General features: G+C 73.7%; 15 protein-coding genes. 9 read left to right on the top strand and 6 right to left on the bottom strand.

All coding sequences use genetic code 11. From position 1 onward, the window contains the following. Positions 1 to 152: 152 nt before the first annotated feature. Together ACIRQF_RS37585 and ACIRQF_RS37580 are read right to left on the bottom strand one after the other, a co-directional pair. Positions 153 to 386: a heavy-metal-associated domain-containing protein gene (locus ACIRQF_RS37585; RefSeq protein WP_404099453.1), complete on the bottom strand. Its 234-nt coding sequence runs from the start codon at positions 384 to 386 to the stop codon at positions 153 to 155. Positions 387 to 584: 198 nt separating this feature from the next. Further along, entirely contained in the window at positions 585 to 1,226 is a 642-nt protein-coding gene (locus ACIRQF_RS37580) for a TetR/AcrR family transcriptional regulator (RefSeq protein WP_382482468.1), read from the bottom strand. Positions 1,227 to 1,391: 165 nt separating this feature from the next. Here ACIRQF_RS37580 and ACIRQF_RS37575 point away from each other — a divergent pair, with 165 nt between their 5' ends. Further along, on the top strand, positions 1,392 to 3,647 hold the full coding sequence (locus ACIRQF_RS37575) for an MMPL family transporter (RefSeq protein ID WP_404099451.1): 2,256 nt from the start codon (positions 1,392 to 1,394) through the stop codon (positions 3,645 to 3,647). An 81-nt stretch (positions 3,648 to 3,728) separates the two neighbouring features. On the opposite strand, the gene ACIRQF_RS37570 is transcribed toward ACIRQF_RS37575, so the two are convergent. Further along, entirely contained in the window at positions 3,729 to 3,926 is a 198-nt protein-coding gene (locus tag ACIRQF_RS37570) for a helix-turn-helix transcriptional regulator (RefSeq protein ID WP_376630613.1), read from the bottom strand. 223 nt (positions 3,927 to 4,149) lie between these two features. Further along, on the bottom strand, positions 4,150 to 5,067 hold the full coding sequence (locus ACIRQF_RS37565) for a sugar phosphate isomerase/epimerase family protein (protein ID WP_376630611.1): 918 nt from the start codon (positions 5,065 to 5,067) through the stop codon (positions 4,150 to 4,152). Between the two features lie 155 nt (positions 5,068 to 5,222). On the opposite strand from ACIRQF_RS37565, the gene iolC reads away from it, so the two are divergent. From iolC to ACIRQF_RS37540, 5 genes are read left to right on the top strand one after another with little or no spacing between them, the layout of a single operon-like run. After that, entirely contained in the window at positions 5,223 to 6,236 is a 1,014-nt protein-coding gene (iolC, locus tag ACIRQF_RS37560) for a 5-dehydro-2-deoxygluconokinase (RefSeq protein ID WP_404099448.1), read from the top strand. Positions 6,237 to 6,246: 10 nt separating this feature from the next. Further along, positions 6,247 to 7,089 carry a 5-deoxy-glucuronate isomerase gene (gene iolB / locus ACIRQF_RS37555; protein ID WP_404099445.1) on the top strand — a complete coding sequence of 281 codons (843 nt, stop codon included), beginning with the start codon at positions 6,247 to 6,249 and terminating at the stop codon, positions 7,087 to 7,089. After that, positions 7,086 to 8,954: a 3D-(3,5/4)-trihydroxycyclohexane-1,2-dione acylhydrolase (decyclizing) gene (gene iolD / locus ACIRQF_RS37550; RefSeq protein WP_404099443.1), complete on the top strand. Its 1,869-nt coding sequence runs from the start codon at positions 7,086 to 7,088 to the stop codon at positions 8,952 to 8,954. Before iolB ends, iolD begins: the two co-directional genes overlap by 4 nt. Before the next feature lie 11 nt (positions 8,955 to 8,965). After that, on the top strand, positions 8,966 to 10,468 hold the full coding sequence (gene mmsA / locus ACIRQF_RS37545) for a CoA-acylating methylmalonate-semialdehyde dehydrogenase (RefSeq protein WP_404099441.1): 1,503 nt from the start codon (positions 8,966 to 8,968) through the stop codon (positions 10,466 to 10,468). A gap of 53 nt (positions 10,469 to 10,521) precedes the next feature. Further along, positions 10,522 to 11,127 carry a DUF4291 domain-containing protein gene (locus ACIRQF_RS37540; protein WP_376630601.1) on the top strand — a complete coding sequence of 202 codons (606 nt, stop codon included), beginning with the start codon at positions 10,522 to 10,524 and terminating at the stop codon, positions 11,125 to 11,127. A 348-nt stretch (positions 11,128 to 11,475) separates the two neighbouring features. Here the strand turns inward: ACIRQF_RS37540 and ACIRQF_RS37535 are convergent, their stop codons facing one another. After that, complete coding sequence (locus ACIRQF_RS37535) at positions 11,476 to 11,895, bottom strand: GNAT family N-acetyltransferase (protein WP_404099438.1); 420 nt, start codon at positions 11,893 to 11,895, stop codon at positions 11,476 to 11,478. Positions 11,896 to 12,022: 127 nt separating this feature from the next. Here ACIRQF_RS37535 and ACIRQF_RS37530 point away from each other — a divergent pair, with 127 nt between their 5' ends. Next, positions 12,023 to 14,665 carry an alpha/beta fold hydrolase gene (locus ACIRQF_RS37530; protein ID WP_404099436.1) on the top strand — a complete coding sequence of 881 codons (2,643 nt, stop codon included), beginning with the start codon at positions 12,023 to 12,025 and terminating at the stop codon, positions 14,663 to 14,665. After that, a complete protein-coding gene (locus tag ACIRQF_RS37525; RefSeq protein ID WP_404099434.1) occupies positions 14,662 to 15,516 on the top strand; it encodes an ABC transporter permease in 855 nt (284 codons plus the stop codon). Before ACIRQF_RS37530 ends, ACIRQF_RS37525 begins: the two co-directional genes overlap by 4 nt. Positions 15,517 to 15,600: 84 nt before the next feature. Here ACIRQF_RS37525 and ACIRQF_RS37520 read toward each other — a convergent pair whose 3' ends face one another. After that, on the bottom strand, positions 15,601 to 16,311 hold the full coding sequence (locus ACIRQF_RS37520) for a DNA-binding response regulator (RefSeq protein ID WP_404099432.1): 711 nt from the start codon (positions 16,309 to 16,311) through the stop codon (positions 15,601 to 15,603). A 217-nt stretch (positions 16,312 to 16,528) separates the two neighbouring features. Between ACIRQF_RS37520 and ACIRQF_RS37515 the strand changes: the two genes are divergently transcribed. Next, positions 16,529 to 18,034 carry a von Willebrand factor type A domain-containing protein gene (locus ACIRQF_RS37515; protein ID WP_404099429.1) on the top strand — a complete coding sequence of 502 codons (1,506 nt, stop codon included), beginning with the start codon at positions 16,529 to 16,531 and terminating at the stop codon, positions 18,032 to 18,034. Positions 18,035 to 18,046 lie beyond the last annotated feature (12 nt).

Raw genomic sequence — 18,046 nt, 5'->3', positions numbered from 1 at the left:
GAGCAGGGCCGTACGTAGTCACCGTACGGCCCTGCGGTGGTGCTGCGGGGAGGGATCCCGGTGGCGTCGGTCCCTCGGCCGGAATCGCGGGCCGGGACGGCTCGCCCGGGATCGCCCGGGATCGCCCGGGACCGGGCCCCGGGACCGTGGTCTCAGGCGAGGCCGACCAGCTCGTAGCCCGCCTCGTCGACGGCGGCGCGGACGGCCTCCTCGTCGAGCGGGGCGGCCGAGACCACGGTGACCTGGCCGGTGGCGGCGACGGCCTTCACCGAGGCGACGCCGGCGATCTCGGAGATCTCGCTGGAGACCGCGCCCTCGCAGTGGCCGCAGGTCATGCCCTTGACCTGGTAGACGGTGGTGAGTTCGGTCTGCGTCTCGGCGGTCATGACGTGTCTCCTCTTCGAGGGCGTGGTGCGGTGCGTGGGTCCCCGTCGGGTGCGGGGGCCGTACGCCGTAGTAGCACAGACTATACCCCTAGGGGGTATGAATTGCACGCGTGTCCCGCGGTGGACGGGAGGTGGGGGCGCGCGGCGGGGTGGGCGCCGGGGCGGTGTCCGGCCGGGAGGGCGCGGTCACCGGGGAGGTCATGGGCTCGGAATCGTGGCGAGCGCCTCGCCGATGATCGGGTCGAGGTAGCGCAGCAGCACCGTCTTGGTCTCGGCGACCACCGCGTCCCGCTCCGCCCCCTCGGGTGCCGCCAGGATCAGGGCGAGCCCCGCCTTCACGATGGCGAAGACCATGTCGGCGATCCGGGACTGCTGGGCGGCGTCGCTGCCGGGCAGGTAGTGGCCGATCAGATCGCCGACCCGGGCGAGCAGGGAGGCGTGCAGGGCGTCGTGCTCCTCCGCGATCCGGCCGGGGATCTCCGATCCGTGCATGAGGGCGAGGAAGACCGGGTTCTGGCAGTTGAAGTCGATCAGCGGGTCGAGTACGGCGTCGAGCAGTCGGGGCAGCGGGAGAGCCAGGTTCGCGGGTGTGAAGGCCTGGCCGTGGTACTCCCGCATCTGGGCGAGCAGCCGGTCGCCCAGCTCGACGGCGATGGCCTCCTTGTTCGGGAAGTACTGGTAGAGCGTGCCCGGGGAGACGCTCGCCTCGCGGGCGATCGCGTTGGTGCTGGTCGCCGTGTAGCCGTTGGCGCAGAAGACGTTCGCGGCTGCCTGGAGCAGCTGCGCGATGCGGCGCTCACCGCGTGCCTGGCGGCGGCGCGGCTTCGGTTCCTCGGACATGACTGTCCCCAGCTCTCTGGGCGAGATTGACAAACACGAGAGGTCGCTCGCATTCTTGAGAAACGCGAGTGATCACTCGTGTTTGCCAGTCTATGGGCAATGGACTGACCCGTGCGGCCTGCCGGCAAGCGAGCGCACGGGTCACGGTGAAGGGGACACCGCGTCATGGCCGAAGTCAAGAAAGCGCTGCCTACGGGGGGTGGGCCCGGTGGCTGGACGCGATTCGTGACGGCCAGGCCGCGCCTCTCGCTGCTGGTCGCCCTCGTCCTCACCGCCCTCGCGGTCCTGGCCGGCGGCGGCGTCGCCGACCGGATGGGCAGCGGCGGCTGGGAGGACCCGGACGCCGAGTCGACCTATGCGATCGAGGTCCTGGAGCGTGAGTTCCCGGCCTCCCAGCCCAATCTGCTGCTGCTCGTCGACGCGGGCGACGCCGGGGTCGACTCCCCGGCCGTCGCCGCCGAGGCCCGGCGGCTCGCCGAGCGGCTCGACGCCCAGCCGGGCGTCGACGGCGTCGGCTCGTACTGGGCCACGGGCTCGCCCGCGCTGCGGTCGAAGGACGGGCACGAGGCCCTGATCGCGGCCCGGATCGACGGCGAGGAGAAGGCGGCGGGCGAGGTCCTGCAGCGCCTCGCGCCCGAGTTCCGCGGCACCCACGGACCCGTGGAGGTCTCCGTGGGCGGCCCCCTCGCGGTGCGCCACGAGATGCAGGCGACCATCCAGGAGGACCTGCTCAGGGCCGAACTGATCGCCCTTCCCATCACCCTCGTGCTGCTCGTCATGGTCTTCGGCAGCGCCGTCGCCGCCGTGCTCCCGCTCGGCATCGGCATCGTCGCCATCCTCGGCACCAACGCCGTGCTGCGCGGCATCACCGAGTTCACCGACGTCTCCGTCTTCGCGCAGAACCTCACCACCGCCCTCGGTCTCGGACTCGCCATCGACTACGCGCTGTTCGTGGTCCGGCGCTTCCGCGAGGAGCTGGCCGGCGGCGCCGACCCGAGGACGGCCGTCGCCACGACCCTGCGCACCGCCGGGCGGACCGTGCTCTTCTCCGCCCTCACCGTCGCCGTCTCGCTCGCCGCGATGCTCGTCTTCCCGCAGTACTTCCTGCGCTCCTTCGCCTACGCGGGCATCGCCGTCGTCCTGCTCGCCGCCGCGGCGGCCCTGACCCTGCTGCCCGCCGCGCTCATGCTGCTCGGCGACCGGGTCAACGCCCTGGACCTGCGCCGGCTGCTGCGCCGCAAGGACCGGGAGCGCGGTGCGGAGGGCGGCGCCGAGGCTCCCGACGGGGCCGGCTGGGGGCGGGCCGCCGCCCTGGTGATGCGGCGGGCGCCGCTGTTCGCCGTCGCCACCGCCACCGGGCTCGTCCTGCTCGGGCTGCCCTTCCTGGGCGTGAAGTTCGGCACCGCCGACGACCGCCAGCTTCCGGCGACCGCCGAGTCGCGGGTGGTCCAGGACCAGCTGCGCGAGGGCTTCCCCGGCAGCCCCGGCGGGGCGCTCACGGTGCTCGCCGAGGGGCAGGCCACCCCCGCGCAGTACGCCGACTACCGGGACCGGATCGGGAAGCTCGACGGGATCACCCGGGTCGACGGGCCGGTGACCTCCGGCACCGGAGAGCGGACCCACGCCTACTTCACGGTCGTGGCCGAAGGCGAGGGCGTCGGCGCCGGGGCCCAGCGGGTGGTCGGCGAACTGCGGGCCGAGCAGGCGCCGTTCGACACCTCCGTCACCGGGGCCGCCGCCGTCCTCGTCGACTCCAAGGACGCCATCAGCGAGCGGCTGCCCTGGGCGGCCGGCATCGTCGTCGTGGTCACCCTGGTCCTGGTCTTCCTGCTCACGGGCAGCGTGCTCATCCCGGTCCAGGCGGTCGTGCTCAACGCACTCAGCCTCACCGCGATGTTCGGCGCCGTCGTCTGGGTCTTCCAGGAGGGCCACCTCTCCGGCCTCCTCGGCTTCACCCCCACCGGTGACATCGAGACCACCCTGCCCGTCCTGATGTTCTGCGTGGCCTTCGGACTCTCCATGGACTACGGGGTGTTCCTGCTCTCCCGGATCAAGGAGGAGTACGACGCCACCGGCGACCACGAGCACGCCGTCCGCTTCGGACTGCGCCGCACCGGCGGCCTGATCACCGCGGCCGCCGTCATCCTGGCCGTCGTCATGGTGGCGATCGGCACCTCCCGGGTCACCAACACCAAGATGCTGGGCCTCGGGGTCGCCCTCGCCGTCCTGATGGACGCCATGGTGGTCCGCAGCCTGCTCGTGCCGGCCGTGATGAAGCTGACCGGGCGCCTCACCTGGTGGGCCCCGGGGCCGCTGCGCCGCCTCCACGACCGCTTCGGCATCAGCGAGGGCGGCGCCGCGGAGACGGGCCGCATATCCGGGCCGCCGGAGCGGGAGCCGGTGCCGGAGAAGGTCGGCTAGCGCCACCCGTCCGGCGGGCCACGACGAGGGCCCCGCACCGCGCGGTCGCGGTGCGGGGCCCTGGGGGACGGCGGGGAGGGGTCAGTCCCGGCGGCCCCGGTTCCCGGGACGGTTCGCGACCCAGGAGTGGATGGTGTCCGGGTACCAGTAGGGCTTGCCCGACTCGACGTGGTCGGGCGCGGGCAGCAGTCCGTGCTTCCGGTAGGAGCGGACCGTGTCCGGCTGCACCTTGATGTGCGCGGCGATGTCCTTGTACGACCAGAGCCTTCTGTCCGTCATGCGTAGCACCTCTCCTGCGTGCCCGGCAGCGGCGGCGGGGGTTGCCGTCGGGGGAGCTGCCGGGCGTCACTGGTGATCACTCGCGATCACTGAGCCTGTGCCCGGTGAACGGCGCCTCCCGACGGAAGGAGAGCGCCTGTCGAACGCCTGTGACGGAAAACCCGCGTAACGGAGATATGCGTGACGAAGGTGCGACGGACGTGACGTAAGTGACGCAAGGTCATCAGACGCCGCAGGAGCGGAGGAAGCTCCGGGTCCGCACCGCGATCGGGTAGGGCCGGTCCGGCTCGCACGGGTACATGTCCTGCTCGACGATGGCGAAGAGCTCGGCGTCCAGGGCCTGTGCGGCGGCCAGCACCGGTTCGAGGGCCGGCACCCCGGCCGGCGGCTCGCACATCACGCCCTGCGCCACCGCCGGGCCGAAGGGCACCTCGTCGGCGACCACGCGGGCGAGCACCGCGGGGTCGACCTGCTTCAGATGGAGGTAGCCGATCCGCTCACCGTAGGTCTCGATCAGCTTGACGCTGTCGCCGCCGCAGTAGGCGTAGTGCCCGGTGTCCAGGCAGAGCGCGACCAGGTCGGGATCGGTGGCGTCCAGGAAGCGGGTGACGTTCTCCTCGCCGTCGACATGCGTGTCGGCGTGCGGATGGACCACGATCCGCAGCCCGTAGCGCTCCCGGACCTCGTGGCCGAGGCGCTCGGTCAGACCGGTCAGCGACCGCCACTGCTCCGCCGTGAGGGTGCGGTCCTCCAGGACCTCGCCCGTCCGGTCGTCCCGCCAGAAGGACGGGATGACCACCAGGTGCTCCGCGCCCATCGCCTGCGCCAGGGCCGCGTTCTCGGCCACGTGCGCCCAGGTCCGCTCCCACACCCCCGGCCCGCGGTGCAGCCCGGTGAACACGGTCGCGGCGGAGACCCTCAGACCCCGGCGGGCCGTCTCCTCGGCGAGCAGGGCCGGATCGGTCGGCAGATAGCCGTACGGGCCGAGCTCGATCCACGCGTAACCGGCCCCCGCCACCTCGTCCAGGAACCGCTGCCACGGCACCTGCCGGGGATCGTCGGGAAACCAGACGCCCCAGGAGTCGGGGGCGGAACCGATGCGGATACGGGACGGCTGCGCCCGGTTCGTCGGGTTCGTCATGCATGCCACCTTGGCGGCGCTCTCGGAGGGGCGTCAAGACGTCGTCCGGACGCAGGTCCGAATGTCAGGACATGTCGTTGACAGCGCCCGGGGCCGTGGATAGACCTGGGTGGGGTGCGTGGGCCCGGCGGGGCCGTGGCGAGAGGTGACGTGGGATGACGACGGAGCCGTACGAGCGGCCGTACGACCTGATCACGATGGGCCGCCTCGGCGTGGACCTCTATCCGCTGCAGAGCGGTGTGGAGCTCGCCCGGGTCGAGAGCTTCGGCAAGTTCCTCGGCGGCTCCCCGGCCAATGTCGCCGTCGCCGCCGCCCGCCTCGGCCGGAGCGTCGCCCTGATCAGCCGGACCGGCGCCGACCCCTTCGGCACGTACCTCCACCGGGAGCTGCGGGCCTTCGGCGTGGACGACCGGTGGGTCACCGAGGTGACGGACCATCCCACTCCGGTGACCTTCTGCGAGATCTTCCCGCCCGACCACTTCCCGATCCACTTCTACCGCCGTCCCAAGGCCCCCGACCTGGAGATCCACCCGCACGAACTCGACCTGCCCGCGCTCCGCGCCGCCCGCGCCCTCTGGGTGACCGGCACCGGCCTGAGCGCCGAGCCCAGCCGCGCCGCGACCCTCGGCGCGCTGCGCGAGCGGGCCGCCGCGGCCGGTCCCGGCGCGCTCACCGTCCTCGACCTCGACTGGCGCCCCACCCTGTGGGACGTCACCGCCGACGAGGCCCGCCCGCTCTACCGCGAGGCGCTGCGGTACGCCACGGTCGCCGTCGGCAACGTCGACGAGTGCGAGGTCGCGACCGGCGAGCGCGAGCCGCACGCCGCCGCCCGCGCCCTGCTCGCCGCGGGCGCACGGCTCGCCGTCGTCAAACAGGGGCCCAAGGGCGTCCTCGCGCTGGCCGCCGACGGCACCGCGGCCGAGGTGCCGCCGCTGCCGGTGGAGGTGGTCAACGGCCTCGGAGCGGGCGACGCCTTCGGCGGAGCGCTCGCCCACGGGCTGCTCGCAGGATGGGACCTGGAGCGGCTCCTGCGCTACGCCAACGCGGCGGGCGCCATCGTCGCCGGCCGGCTCGCCTGCTCGCCCGCGATGCCCCGCGACGAGGAGATCACCCGCGCGCTCGACACCGGCACGGGCTCGATCCCGGTGAGCCCGCCGGACAACGGGTAGGGACATGCCCATGGACTCCACGCTCGATCTGCACGTCCCCGCCGGCGCGGCCGCCCGCGGCCCGTACGCCGTCGACATCGACCCCGAGCGGGCCGGCTGGACCCACAGCTCGCTGCGCGTGCTCGACCTTCCGCCCGGCGGGACGCACAGCTTCGAGACGGGGAACAGCGAATGGGTGGTGCTTCCGCTGTCCGGGGGCGGTACGGTGCGCGTCGACGGGGAAATCCTCGAACTCGTGGGCCGCGCTAGCGTGTTCGACGGGGTCTCGGACTTCGCCTATGTGCCCAGGGACGCACACGCCCAGATCGCCTCCGGTGCGGGAGGCCGCTTCGCTTTGGCAGGAGCGAAGTGCGAGCGACGACTCCCCGCCCGCTACGGCCCCGCGCCGGAGGTTCCCGTGGAGACCCGCGGCAGCGGCAACCGCACCCGCGAGGTCCGCAACTTCGCCGCGGCGGCCCCCTCCGGAGCGGACGACGGACCCGGGTTCGCCTGCGACCGGCTGATCGCCGTCGAGGTCGTCACCCCCGGCGGCAACTGGTCCTCCTACCCGCCGCACAAGCACGACGAGCACCTCCCCGGCACGGAGACCGTCCTGGAGGAGATCTACTACTACGAGGTCGCCGGCCCGCACGGCTACGCCTACCAGCGGATCACCCCCTCCCGGCCCGGCGGCGCCGAACTGCTCGCCGAGGTCCGCACCGGCGACGCCGTCCTCGTCCCGGACGGCTGGCACGGCCCGTCCATCGCCCAGCCCGGGCACCCGCTGTACTACCTGAACGTCATGGCGGGCCCCGGCCCCGAGCGGGCGTGGCGGATCAGCTTCCACCCCGACCACACGGAGGGGTACAAGTGAGGCGCTCCACGGTCGCCCAGGCCCTCGTGCGCTTCCTCGCCGCGCAGTACACCGAGCGCGACGGCGTACGGCAGCGCCTGATCACGGCCACCTGGGGCATCTTCGGCCACGGCAACGTCGCCGGGATCGGCCAGGCGCTCGTCGAGCACTCCGCACTCATGCCGTACCACCAGGGCCGTAACGAACAGGCCATGGTGCACGCGGCCGTCGGCCACGCCCGCCAGTGCCGCCGGCTCCAGGCGCACGCCGTCACCACCTCCATCGGCCCCGGCGCCACCAACCTCGTCACCGGTGCCGCCCTCGCCACCATCAACCGGCTGCCGGTCCTGCTGCTGCCCGGCGACTCCTTCGCCACCCGCCCCGCCGACCCCGTCCTCCAGCAGCTCCAGGTCCCGTACGCCGGCGACGTCTCCGTCAACGACTGCCTCAGGCCCGTCTCACGGTATTTCGACCGGATCGTCCGCCCCGAGGCCCTGATCCCGGCCGCCCTCGAAGCCATGCGGGTCCTCGCCGACCCCGCGGAGACCGGCGCCGTCACCCTCGCCCTCCCGCAGGACGTACAGGCCGAGGCCTACGACTGGCCCGAGGAGTTCTTCGCCGAGCGGACCTGGCGGGTGCGGCGCTTGTCGCCGGACGAGGACGAGCTGGACGCGGCCGCCACGGCCGTCGGCCGGGCCGCCCGCCCGCTGATCGTCGCCGGCGGAGGCGTCAAGTACAGCGGGGCCGAGGAGGCGCTCTCCGACTTCGCCGCCCGGACCGGGATCCCGGTCGCCTCCACCCAGGCCGGCAAGGGAGCACTGCCCCACGACCACCCCCAGGACATGGGCGGCATCGGCCACACCGGCACCGCCGCCGCCGACCACCTGGCCCGCACCGCCGACCTGGTGATCGGGGTCGGCACCCGCTGGAGCGACTTCACCACCGCCTCCTCGACCCTGTTCGGCCACCCGGACGTGCGGTTCGTGAACCTCAACGTCGCCGCCGTCGACAGCCACAGAATGGCGGCGCTCCCGCTGGTCGCGGACGCCCGCGAGGGCCTGGAGCAGCTCCACGCACTGCTGGAGCAGCACCACGTCACCCCGCACTACGCCCACGAGTACGCCGAGGAGAAGGGACGCTGGGAGGCCCGGGTCGGGGCCGCCTACGCCGCGCCCGCCCCCGGCGCCCGCCCGACCCAGGCCCAGGTGCTCGGGGCACTCGACACTCTGGTCACCGGGGAGGACATCCTGATCAACGCCGCCGGCTCGCTCCCCGGCGACCTCCACAAGCTCTGGCGGACCCGTTCCGCCGACCAGTACCACGTCGAATACGGGTACTCGTGCATGGGCTACGAGATCCCCGCCGCCGTCGGCGTCGCGCTCGCCGCGCCCGGCCGGCCCGTCTGGGCGCTCGTCGGCGACGGGACGTATCTGATGAATCCCACCGAGATCGTCACCGCCGTCCAGGAGCGACTGCCCGTCAAGGTGGTGATCCTGCAGAACCACGGATACGCGTCGATCGGCGGCCTCTCCGAGGCCGTCGGCGCCGAGCGCTTCGGCACCGCCTACCGCTTCCGGGCCGAGGACGGCAGCTTCACCGGACCGCCGCTCCCCGTCGACCTGGCGGCCAACGCCGCCTCCCTCGGCATGCGGGTGCTGCGCGCCGACACCGTGCGTGACCTGCGGGAAGCCCTCGCGGACGCCCGTGGGGCGACGGCTCCCACATGTGTCTACGTCGAGACCGAAACGGCAGACAGTGTGTCGGGCGCGCCCCCCGCCCAGGCGTGGTGGGATGTGCCCGTGGCCGAGACGTCGACCCGCCCGTCGGCGGTCAAGGCCCGCGAGGAGTACGACCGGCACGTCACCGCCCGACGCCGCCATCTCTGAAGGAGTACGTCATGACGAAGACCGTCAACCACTGGATCGGTGGCAAGTCCGTCGAGGGCACGTCGGGCAACTGGGGCCCGGTCACCGACCCGGCCACCGGCGCCGTCACCACCCAGGTGGCGCTCGCCTCCGTCGAGGAGGTCGACGCGGCCGTCGCCTCCGCCAAGGACGCCTTCGAGACCTGGGGCACCTCCTCGCTCGCCCAGCGCACCACGATCCTGTTCAAGTTCCGCGCGCTGCTCGACGCCAACCGTGACGCCATCGCCGAACTGATCGTCGCCGAGCACGGCAAGGTGCACTCCGACGCGCTCGGCGAGGTCGCCCGCGGTCTGGAGATCGTCGACCTGGCCTGCGGCATCACCACCCAGCTGAAGGGCGAGCTCTCCACCCAGGTGTCCAACCGGGTGGACGTGGCCGCGATCCGCCAGCCGGTGGGCGTGGTGGCGGGCATCACCCCGTTCAACTTCCCGGCCATGGTGCCGATGTGGATGTTCCCCCTGGCCATCGCCTGCGGCAACACCTTCATCCTCAAGCCGAGCGAGAAGGACCCGTCGCCGGCCCTGAAGATCGCCGAACTGCTCGCCGAGGCCGGCCTGCCGGACGGCGTCTTCACCGTCCTGAACGGCGACAAGGTGGCCGTGGACCGCCTCCTGGAGCACCCGGACGTCTCCGCGATCTCCTTCGTCGGCTCGACCCCGATCGCCCGCCACATCCACACCACCGCCTCCGCCAACGGCAAGCGCGTCCAGGCCCTCGGCGGCGCCAAGAACCACATGCTGGTGCTGCCCGACGCCGACCTCGACGCGGCCGCCGACGCGGCCGTCTCGGCGGCCTACGGCTCGGCCGGCGAGCGCTGCATGGCGATCTCCGCGGTCGTGGCCGTCGGCGCCATCGGCGACGAGCTGGTCCAGAAGATCCGCGAGCGCGCCGAGAAGATCAAGATCGGCCCCGGCAACGACCCGACCTCCGAGATGGGCCCGCTCATCACGGCCGTCCACCGCGACAAGGTCGCCTCCTACGTGCACGGCGCCGCGGCCGAGGGCTGCGAGGTCGTCCTCGACGGCACCGGCTACACGGTCGAGGGCCACGAGAACGGCCACTGGATCGGCCTCTCCCTCCTGGACCACGTCCCGACCACGGCCAAGGCCTACCAGGACGAGATCTTCGGCCCGGTGCTGTGCGTGCTGCGCACCGAGACCTACGAGGAGGGCGTGGCCCTCATCAACGCCTCGCCGTTCGGCAACGGCACCGCGATCTTCACCCGCGACGGCGGCGCCGCCCGCCGCTTCCAGCTGGAGATCCAGGCCGGCATGGTCGGCGTCAACGTCCCGATCCCCGTCCCGGTGGGCTACCACTCCTTCGGCGGCTGGAAGGACTCGCTCTTCGGCGACCACCACATCTACGGCAACGACGGCGTCCACTTCTACACCCGCGGCAAGGTCGTCACGACCCGCTGGCCGGACCCGTCCGACGCCCCGGCGGGCGTGGACCTGGGCTTCCCGCGCAACCACTGATCCCCGGAAAACCCACTGGCCCCCAGGGTGCGCGACGCCGCACCCTGGGGGCCATGTCCGTTACCGCTTCACCCCCCAGGCACCGGATCCGGGCCGTCCACACCGCCACGACCGTGACCGTCTACCAGGCCTACACCCCGTCGATCGGCCTCCCGGCGGCCCGCGACGGACGCTTCCCGGCCACGTGGAAGCGGGACCGGATGACCTGGATCAAGCCCTCGTTCCTGTGGATGGCCTACCGCTGCGGCTGGGGGCTGAAGGAGGGCCAGGAGACCGTCCTCGCCGTCGACATCACCCGCGAGGGCTTCGAATGGGCCCTTCGGCACGCCTGCCTGTCCCACTACGTCCGCGGCTTCCACCCGGACCGCGCCGCCTGGCAGCGGGAGCTCAAGAGCTCCCCGGCCCGCGTCCAGTGGGACCCCGAACGCGACCTGCACCTGCGGCCGCTGTCGTACCGCTCGCTCCAGCTCGGCCTCGCCGGCGAGGCCTCGCGCCGCTACGCCGACGAGTGGACCGTCGGCATCCGTGACGTGACCCCGCTCTTCCGCGAGGTGCACGGCCTCGTCCGTGCGGGCCGCGCCGAGGACGCGGCGGGCCTGCTGCCCGAGGAACGCCCGTACCCGGCGGACGACGGGCTGCTCGGACGGTTGGTCGCCTAGGGCAGCCGGACGCCGGGGCCGTACGGCGGTCGCGTGTCAGGGCCGTACGGCGGTCGGTCCCAGGGCCGTACCTGGGTCGGGAGCCAGGGCCGTAACCCGGTCCGGCCGGGGCCCGCAGCCTGGTCGGACGCCGGGGCCGTACGGCGGTCGGTCCCCAGGGCCGTACCTCGGTCTGGAGCCCGAACCGAAACCCCGGCCCGGACCGTAACCCGGCCCGAACCGCCCGGCCCGGACCGTAACCCGGCCCCGGCCGGGGCCCGCACCCCGGCCCGGGCCGGGGCCGTACGGCGGCCGGGACCCCGGGCGGCGCGGCCTCGCGCCGCCGACCCCGTCCGGCCCGCGGGGCCGCTACGCCCCGCCGAACGCCCACCCCCGCATCGCGAACACCCCTTCGTCCACCGCCCCCGCCGCCCCGTACGTCCGCAGCGCCGCCTCGTTGTCCGTGTCCACCGCGACCCACATCCCGTAGCAATGCCGCTCCCGCGCCTCGGCCGCCAGCGCCTCCGTCAGGGCCCGGCCCACGCCCCGCCGCCGGTGCCCCTCGTCCACCGACAGCTCGTACAGGCACATCTCCACGCCCTTGTCCGGGTGCCGCATCTCGATCCCCGACACGAAGCCGGCCGGGACGCCGTCCGCCGCGTACGCGATCAGCAGCACGTGCCCCGACGCCGCCAGGAAGCCCTCCGCCCAGGCCTCACGCGGCGGCGCGTCGTAGAGAGGGGCCGCCGCCATCAGCTCCGCCACCGTCGTCGCCCGCCGGATCTCCATCCGAACCTCCCGCTCACGCGTACCGCGTCTGGTGTACGGGACCGTACTGCGTACGACCAGAGGAGGCCGCGGTTCTCCGCCCCGGGGCAGCCGAGCCGCGGCCGTCCCGGCGCCTAGGCTCGACACCATGCAGCTGCGACTTCCCCGGAAGGGCCTTCCGCGACCCGGTCTGCCGCGGTGGGCCGCGGTCGCCGCCGTCCTCGCCGTCCTCGCGGGCGGCGGCGTCACCTGGACCGCCGTCGCCTCCGACGCGCCCCCGCCCGTGACCCGCGCCGACCGGACGCTCGACCTCGACGGCGTCCGCCTCGACACCTCCTACTTCACCGCCGGCGCCGCCGGCCGGCGTCCCGCCGTCCTCATCGGGCACGGATTCGGCGGCTCCAAGGACGACGTGCGCGTCCAGGCCGAACAGCTCGCCCGTGCCGGCTACGCCGTCCTGACCTGGTCGGCCCGCGGCTTCGGCGCCTCCACCGGACGGATCGGCCTCAACGACCCGCAGCGCGAGGTCAAGGACGTCCGCGGACTCGTCGACTGGCTCGCCGGCCGCCCCGAGGTGCTCCTCGACCGGCCCGGCGACCCGCGCGTCGGCGTCACCGGCGCCTCCTACGGCGGCGCGATCTCCCTGCTCGCCGCCGGGTACGACCCGCGCGTCGACGCCATCGCTCCCCAGATCACCTACTGGAACCTCGCCGACGCCCTCTTCCCGAACGGCGTCTTCAAGAAGCTCTGGGCCGGCCTCTTCTTCTCGACCGGGTCCACCGCCGGCGCCGACGGCTGCGGACGCTTCAGCCCCGAGGTCTGCGCCCTCTACCAGCGGGTCGCCGTCTCCGGAAAGCCCGACGCCGCCGCCCGCGCCCTCCTGGAGGCCCGCAGTCCCTCCGCCGTCGGCACCCGCATCAAGGTGCCCGCGCTGATCGTCCAGGGGCAGGCCGACTCGCTCTTCACGCTCGCCCAGTCCGACGCCATGGCGCGGACCCTCGCAGCCAACGGCGCCCCCGTCGCCGTCGACTGGACCGCCGGCGGCCACGACGGCGGGGACCGCGAGACCGGACGCGTCCAGGCCCGGATCACCAGCTGGTTCGACCGCTACCTCAAGCGGGACACGTCCGCCGACACCGGCCCCGCCTTCCGTGTCAGCCGTACCGGAGGCGTCGACTCCACCGACGGCCGGGCCACGCTGCGCGGCGCCACCGCCGACCGCTACCCCGGCCTCGCCGCCGGTCCCGTCCGTGTCGCGCTCGCCGGCCCGCCGCGCTCCTTCGCCAACCCGGCGGGCGCCGGCCCGCCCGCCCTCTCCGCCGTCCCCGGCCTCGGCGGCGGGCTCTCCCAGCTCTCCTCCCTCGGGGTGGGCCTCTCCCTCGACTTCCCCGGCCAGTTCGCGGCCTTCGACGCCCGGCCCCAGTCGCGGCCGATCCGCCTCACGGGCGCGCCCACCGCCAGGGTCCGGGTGACGTCGAACGCCCCCGACGGCTCGGCGGTCCTCTTCGCCAAGGTGTACGACGTGGGGCCGGACGGCCGGCAGCAGGTGCTGCCCGCCCAACTCGTCACGCCGGTACGGGTCGACGGCGCCGCCAAGGGCCGCACCGTGGACCTCACCCTCCCCGCCGTCGACCACGAGGTGGCCGCCGGACACCGGCTGCGCCTCGTCCTCGCCGCCACCGACCTCGGATACGCCTCCCCGGCCGCCCCCGCCACGTACACGGTCGCCGTCGAGGGCCCTCTGACGGTGCCGACCGCCCCCGCGGTCGCGACGCAGGCGGCGGGCCTGCCGTGGTGGGTGTGGGGCCTGCCGGCCCTCGGCGTCCTCGCCGCCGCCGCACTCCTGCTCACGGCCCGCCGCCGGACGACCGCCCCGGCGCCCGACCCCGCCCTCTCCGAGGTCCCGCTCCAGATCACCGGCCTGACCAAGAAGTACGCGGGCGGCGACCGGTACAGCGTCCGCGACCTGTCCTTCCGCGTCGAACAGGGCCAGGTCCTCGGCCTGCTCGGCCCCAACGGAGCGGGCAAGACCACCACCCTGCGCATGCTCATGGGCCTCATCACCCCCGACGAGGGCGAGATCCGGGTCTTCGGGCACGCGATCCGCCCCGGAGCCCCGGTGCTCTCCCGCGTCGGCGCGTTCGTCGAGGGCGCGGGCTTCCTGCCGCATCTCTCGGGCCGGGAGAACCTGGAGCTGTACTGGCAGGCCACCGGCCGCCCCGCCGAGGACGCCCACGTCGACGAGGCCCTGCGCATCGCCAACCTCGGTGGCGCCCTGGAACGCGCCGTCCGCACCTACTCGCAGGGCATGCGGCAGCGGCTCGCCATCGCCCAGGCCATGCTCGGTCTGCCGGACCTGCTCATCCTGGACGAGCCGACGAACGGCCTCGACCCGCCGCAGATCCGCGAGATGCGAGAGGTGATGATCCGCTACGCCGCCGCCGGCCGCACCGTGATCGTGTCCAGCCACCTCCTCGCCGAGGTCGAACAGTCCTGCACCCACCTGGTGGTGATGGACCGCGGTGGCCTGGTCCAGGCCGGCCCGGTCGAGGAGATCACCGGCTCCGGCGACACCCTCCTCGTCACCCTGGACGGCGAGGTGCCGGACGAGGTGGTGGAGAAGCTCGGCGCGGTACGCGTCGACGCGGGCCTGCTGGTCCGTCTGAACGACAGGACCGCGAGCCTTCTCATCGGCGAACTCGTCCGCCTGGACGTGCCGGTGACCGGGGTCGGCCCGCACCGACGCCTGGAGGACGCGTTCCTGACCCTGATCGGAGGAGAGACCGCATGACCGCCGCAGCCGCCCTCGGCTACGCCCCCGGCCGCACCCTGCCGCTGCGCGTCGAGGCCGTACGCCAGCTGAAGCGCCGCCGCACCCTGGTCATGGGCCTGATCCTGGCCGCCCTGCCCTTCGTCCTCATCGCCGCCTTCGCCATCGGCGGCGGCCCGGACGGCGAGGGCGGCGACAACCGGATCACCCTGATGGACACGGCCACCGCCTCGGGGGCCAACTTCGCGGCGACCTGCCTCTTCGTCTCCGCGGGCTTCCTCCTGGTGATCCCGGTGGCCCTCTTCTGCGGTGACACCGTCGCCTCGGAGGCCGGCTGGTCCTCCCTGCGCTACCTCCTCGCCGCCCCGGTCCCGCGGGCCCGCCTCCTGTGGTCCAAGCTCACGGTGGCCCTGGCCTTCAGCGCCGCGGCGATGATCCTGCTCCCGTCGGTCGCCCTGGCGGCGGGCACGGTGGCATACGGCTGGGGGCCGCTGAAACTGCCCACGGGTGGCGCCCTGCCCGCCTCCGACGCGCTGGTCCGCCTCGCCGTGGCGGTCGCCTTCGTCTTCGTCTCCCAACTCGTCACGGCGGGCCTCGCCTTCTGGCTCTCCACCCGGACCGACGCCCCGCTGGGGGCCGTCGGGGGCGCGGTCGGACTCACCATCGTCGGCAACGTCCTCGACGCCGTCACCGCCCTCGGCGACTGGCGCGCCTTCCTCCCGGCCCACTGGCAGTTCGCCTGGGCCGACGCCCTCCAGCCCCAACTGGAATGGGCGGGCATGCTGAAGGGCGCGTCGGTCTCGGTGACGTACGCGGTGATCCTCTTCGCCCTGGCCTTCCGAGGCTTCGCCCGCAAGGACATCGTGTCCTAGGGGTGTTGCCGATCAGGCCCAGCGCACGGGCGGGCAGGCCGGGCGCACGGGCGGTCAGGCCGCGCGCACGGGCGGGCGGGTCGGTCACACCCACCCCCTCCGAGCCGCTTCCGCCCCCGCGCGGAAGCGGCTCGTCGTGCCCAGGGCCGCCAGCAGTTCGCCCACGCGGCGGCTGTAGGTGCGCGGGGACATGCCGAGGCGGGCCGCGGCCGTCTCGTCGGTGAGGCCTGCGAGGAGGGCGTCGAGGACCGGGCGGAGCTGTGGGGGGAGGTCGCGGGCCGGGGGCGTGAGACCCGCCAGCTCCTGGCTCGCGGTCCAGGCGATGTGGTGGGCGCGGACCAGGGCCTGGATCACGACGGGGTCGCGGATGAGGAGCAGGCCGTTGTAGAGCAGCTCCAGGTCCAGGGGGACGGCCGCGACCGTGCGGTCGACCAGGATCATCTTGAACGGGATCGCGTCGGCGACCCGGGCCCGGCCGGGGACCCGGGTCGCGCCGACGACCTGCGGGAGGGCGTGGCGCGGCACGATACGGCGGACCTCGGTGGCCCGCTCCGCCGCCGCTCGCATGCACGCTCCTGCCAGCTCCAGGAACGGCTCGGGAATCGCACGCGAGGCGGAGGCGGCCGGGTCGTCGAAGGTCAGCAGCTCGTGCCGGGCCGAGGCCGCCAGGCCCGCCAGGGCGGCGCTGACCCGGCGCGTGCCGCGGACCGGGCGCCCCGTGGGGCGTGGGAGTTCCGGGCCGGCACGGCCCATCGCCGAGCGGGCGAGCATCACGGAGCCCGCAGTCTCTGACACCGCTGACCACCCCCGCCCGATCGGTGTGCCACTCCATGTACGCATGCGACTGCGTACGGTGACAACCCCTGTTGACAAAGCTGGCGAGTCCCTGCCACAGCGGTGTGTCCCGGGCGCCGTTGCCGCATTGAGATCCATCCGCAACACCTTCGTCTGCTCCTTCCGGCCTCCTCGCGCGTCACATTCACAAGTGCTCGAGGAATGGGGGGAGATGGTCATGACGCGACGGATCTCGAAAGCCGCGCTCGCCGGTCTGCTGGGCGGTGCGCTGTTGTTGACCGGCTGCGGCGGCTCCGGGGGAGGCGGGCGGACCGCTGCCGACCACTCGGCGAAGAACCGCGGCGCACCCGCGACCGGTGGCGCTCCGGACGCCGCGCGCCCCTCCGGCGCGCCCGAGGCGCCCGAACGGCTGTCCACGTTCGCGCTCGACGTCGACACCGCCTCCTACGGCTACGCCCGCCGCTCGCTCGCCGAGGGGCGGCTGCCCGACCCGGCGGAGGTGCGGCCGGAGGAGTTCGTCAACAGCTTCAGGCCCGACTATCCGCGCCCGAAGGACAACGGCTTCAGCGTCACCCTCGACGGCGCGCGCTCGGACGCCGACGGCTGGTCGCTGGTCCGCGTCGGCCTCGCGACCCGGCCGAGCGACGGGGAACGCCCGCCCGCCCACCTCACGTTCGTCGTGGACGTCTCCGGCTCCATGGGCGAGCCGGGCCGGCTCGACCTCGTGAAGGAGTCGCTGGGGCTGCTCGCCGACCGGCTGCGCGACGACGACTCCCTCGCCCTTGTCAGCTTCAGCGACGAGGCCGAGATCCGGCTGCCCATGACCCGGGTCGGCGGCCACCGTGAGCGCATCCACGACGTCGTCGACGGCCTGGCGGTCAGCTCCTCCACCAATGTCGAGGCGGGCGTCCGCACCGGCTACGACGTGGCCGTCGAGGGCCGGCGCAAGGGGGCCACCAACCGGGTCGTGCTGCTCTCCGACGCGCTCGCCAACACCGGCGACACCGACGCCGCGGGCATCCTGGAGCGGATCGACAAGGAGCGCCGGACGTACGGGATCACCCTGTTCGGCGTCGGCGTCGGCAGCGAGTACGGCGACGCCTTCATGGAGAAGCTCGCCGACAAGGGCGACGGACACACGACCTACGTCGGCACGCCCGAGCAGGCCCGCAAGGTCTTCGTCGACCAACTGCCCGGCCATGTCGAGCTGCGCGCCCGTGACGCCAAGGCGCAGGTCGCCTTCGACCCGGCGACCGTGCGGAGCTTCCGGCTCGTCGGCTACGAGAACCGCAAGGTCGCGAACGAGGACTTCCGTGACGACCGGGTCGACGGCGGCGAGGTCGGCGCCGGGCACACGGTGACGGCGCTGTACGCGGTCCGGCTGAAGCCCGGGGCGCACGGGAAGGTGGCGACCGCCACGGTGCGCTGGCTCGACCCGGCGACCCGCGCCCCGCACGAGCGCTCCGGCGTGGTGGACACCGCCGCGCTGACCGCGCCGCTCTGGGGCGCCGGCCATGACAGCCTGCAACTGACCGCCATCGCCGCCTACTTCGCCGACCGGCTGCGCGGCGGCACCGTACCGGGCGCGCCGGCCCTGTCGAGCCTCGCCGCCCGGGCCGGTTCGCTGGCCGAGCGGGCGGGCTCGGCCTCGGTGCGCGAGCTGGCCGAGGCGATCCGCCAGGCCGACGGACTGGACGGTTCCGGTGACCCGTACGCCGGTTGATCGGTCATGATG

The sequence above is a fragment of the Streptomyces sp. NPDC101191 genome (assembly GCF_044767915.1).
Lineage (GTDB): Bacteria > Actinomycetota > Actinomycetes > Streptomycetales > Streptomycetaceae > Streptomyces.
The sequence above is the reverse complement of the archived record's forward strand: the minus strand, read 5'-3'. Positions and strand labels throughout refer to the sequence as shown.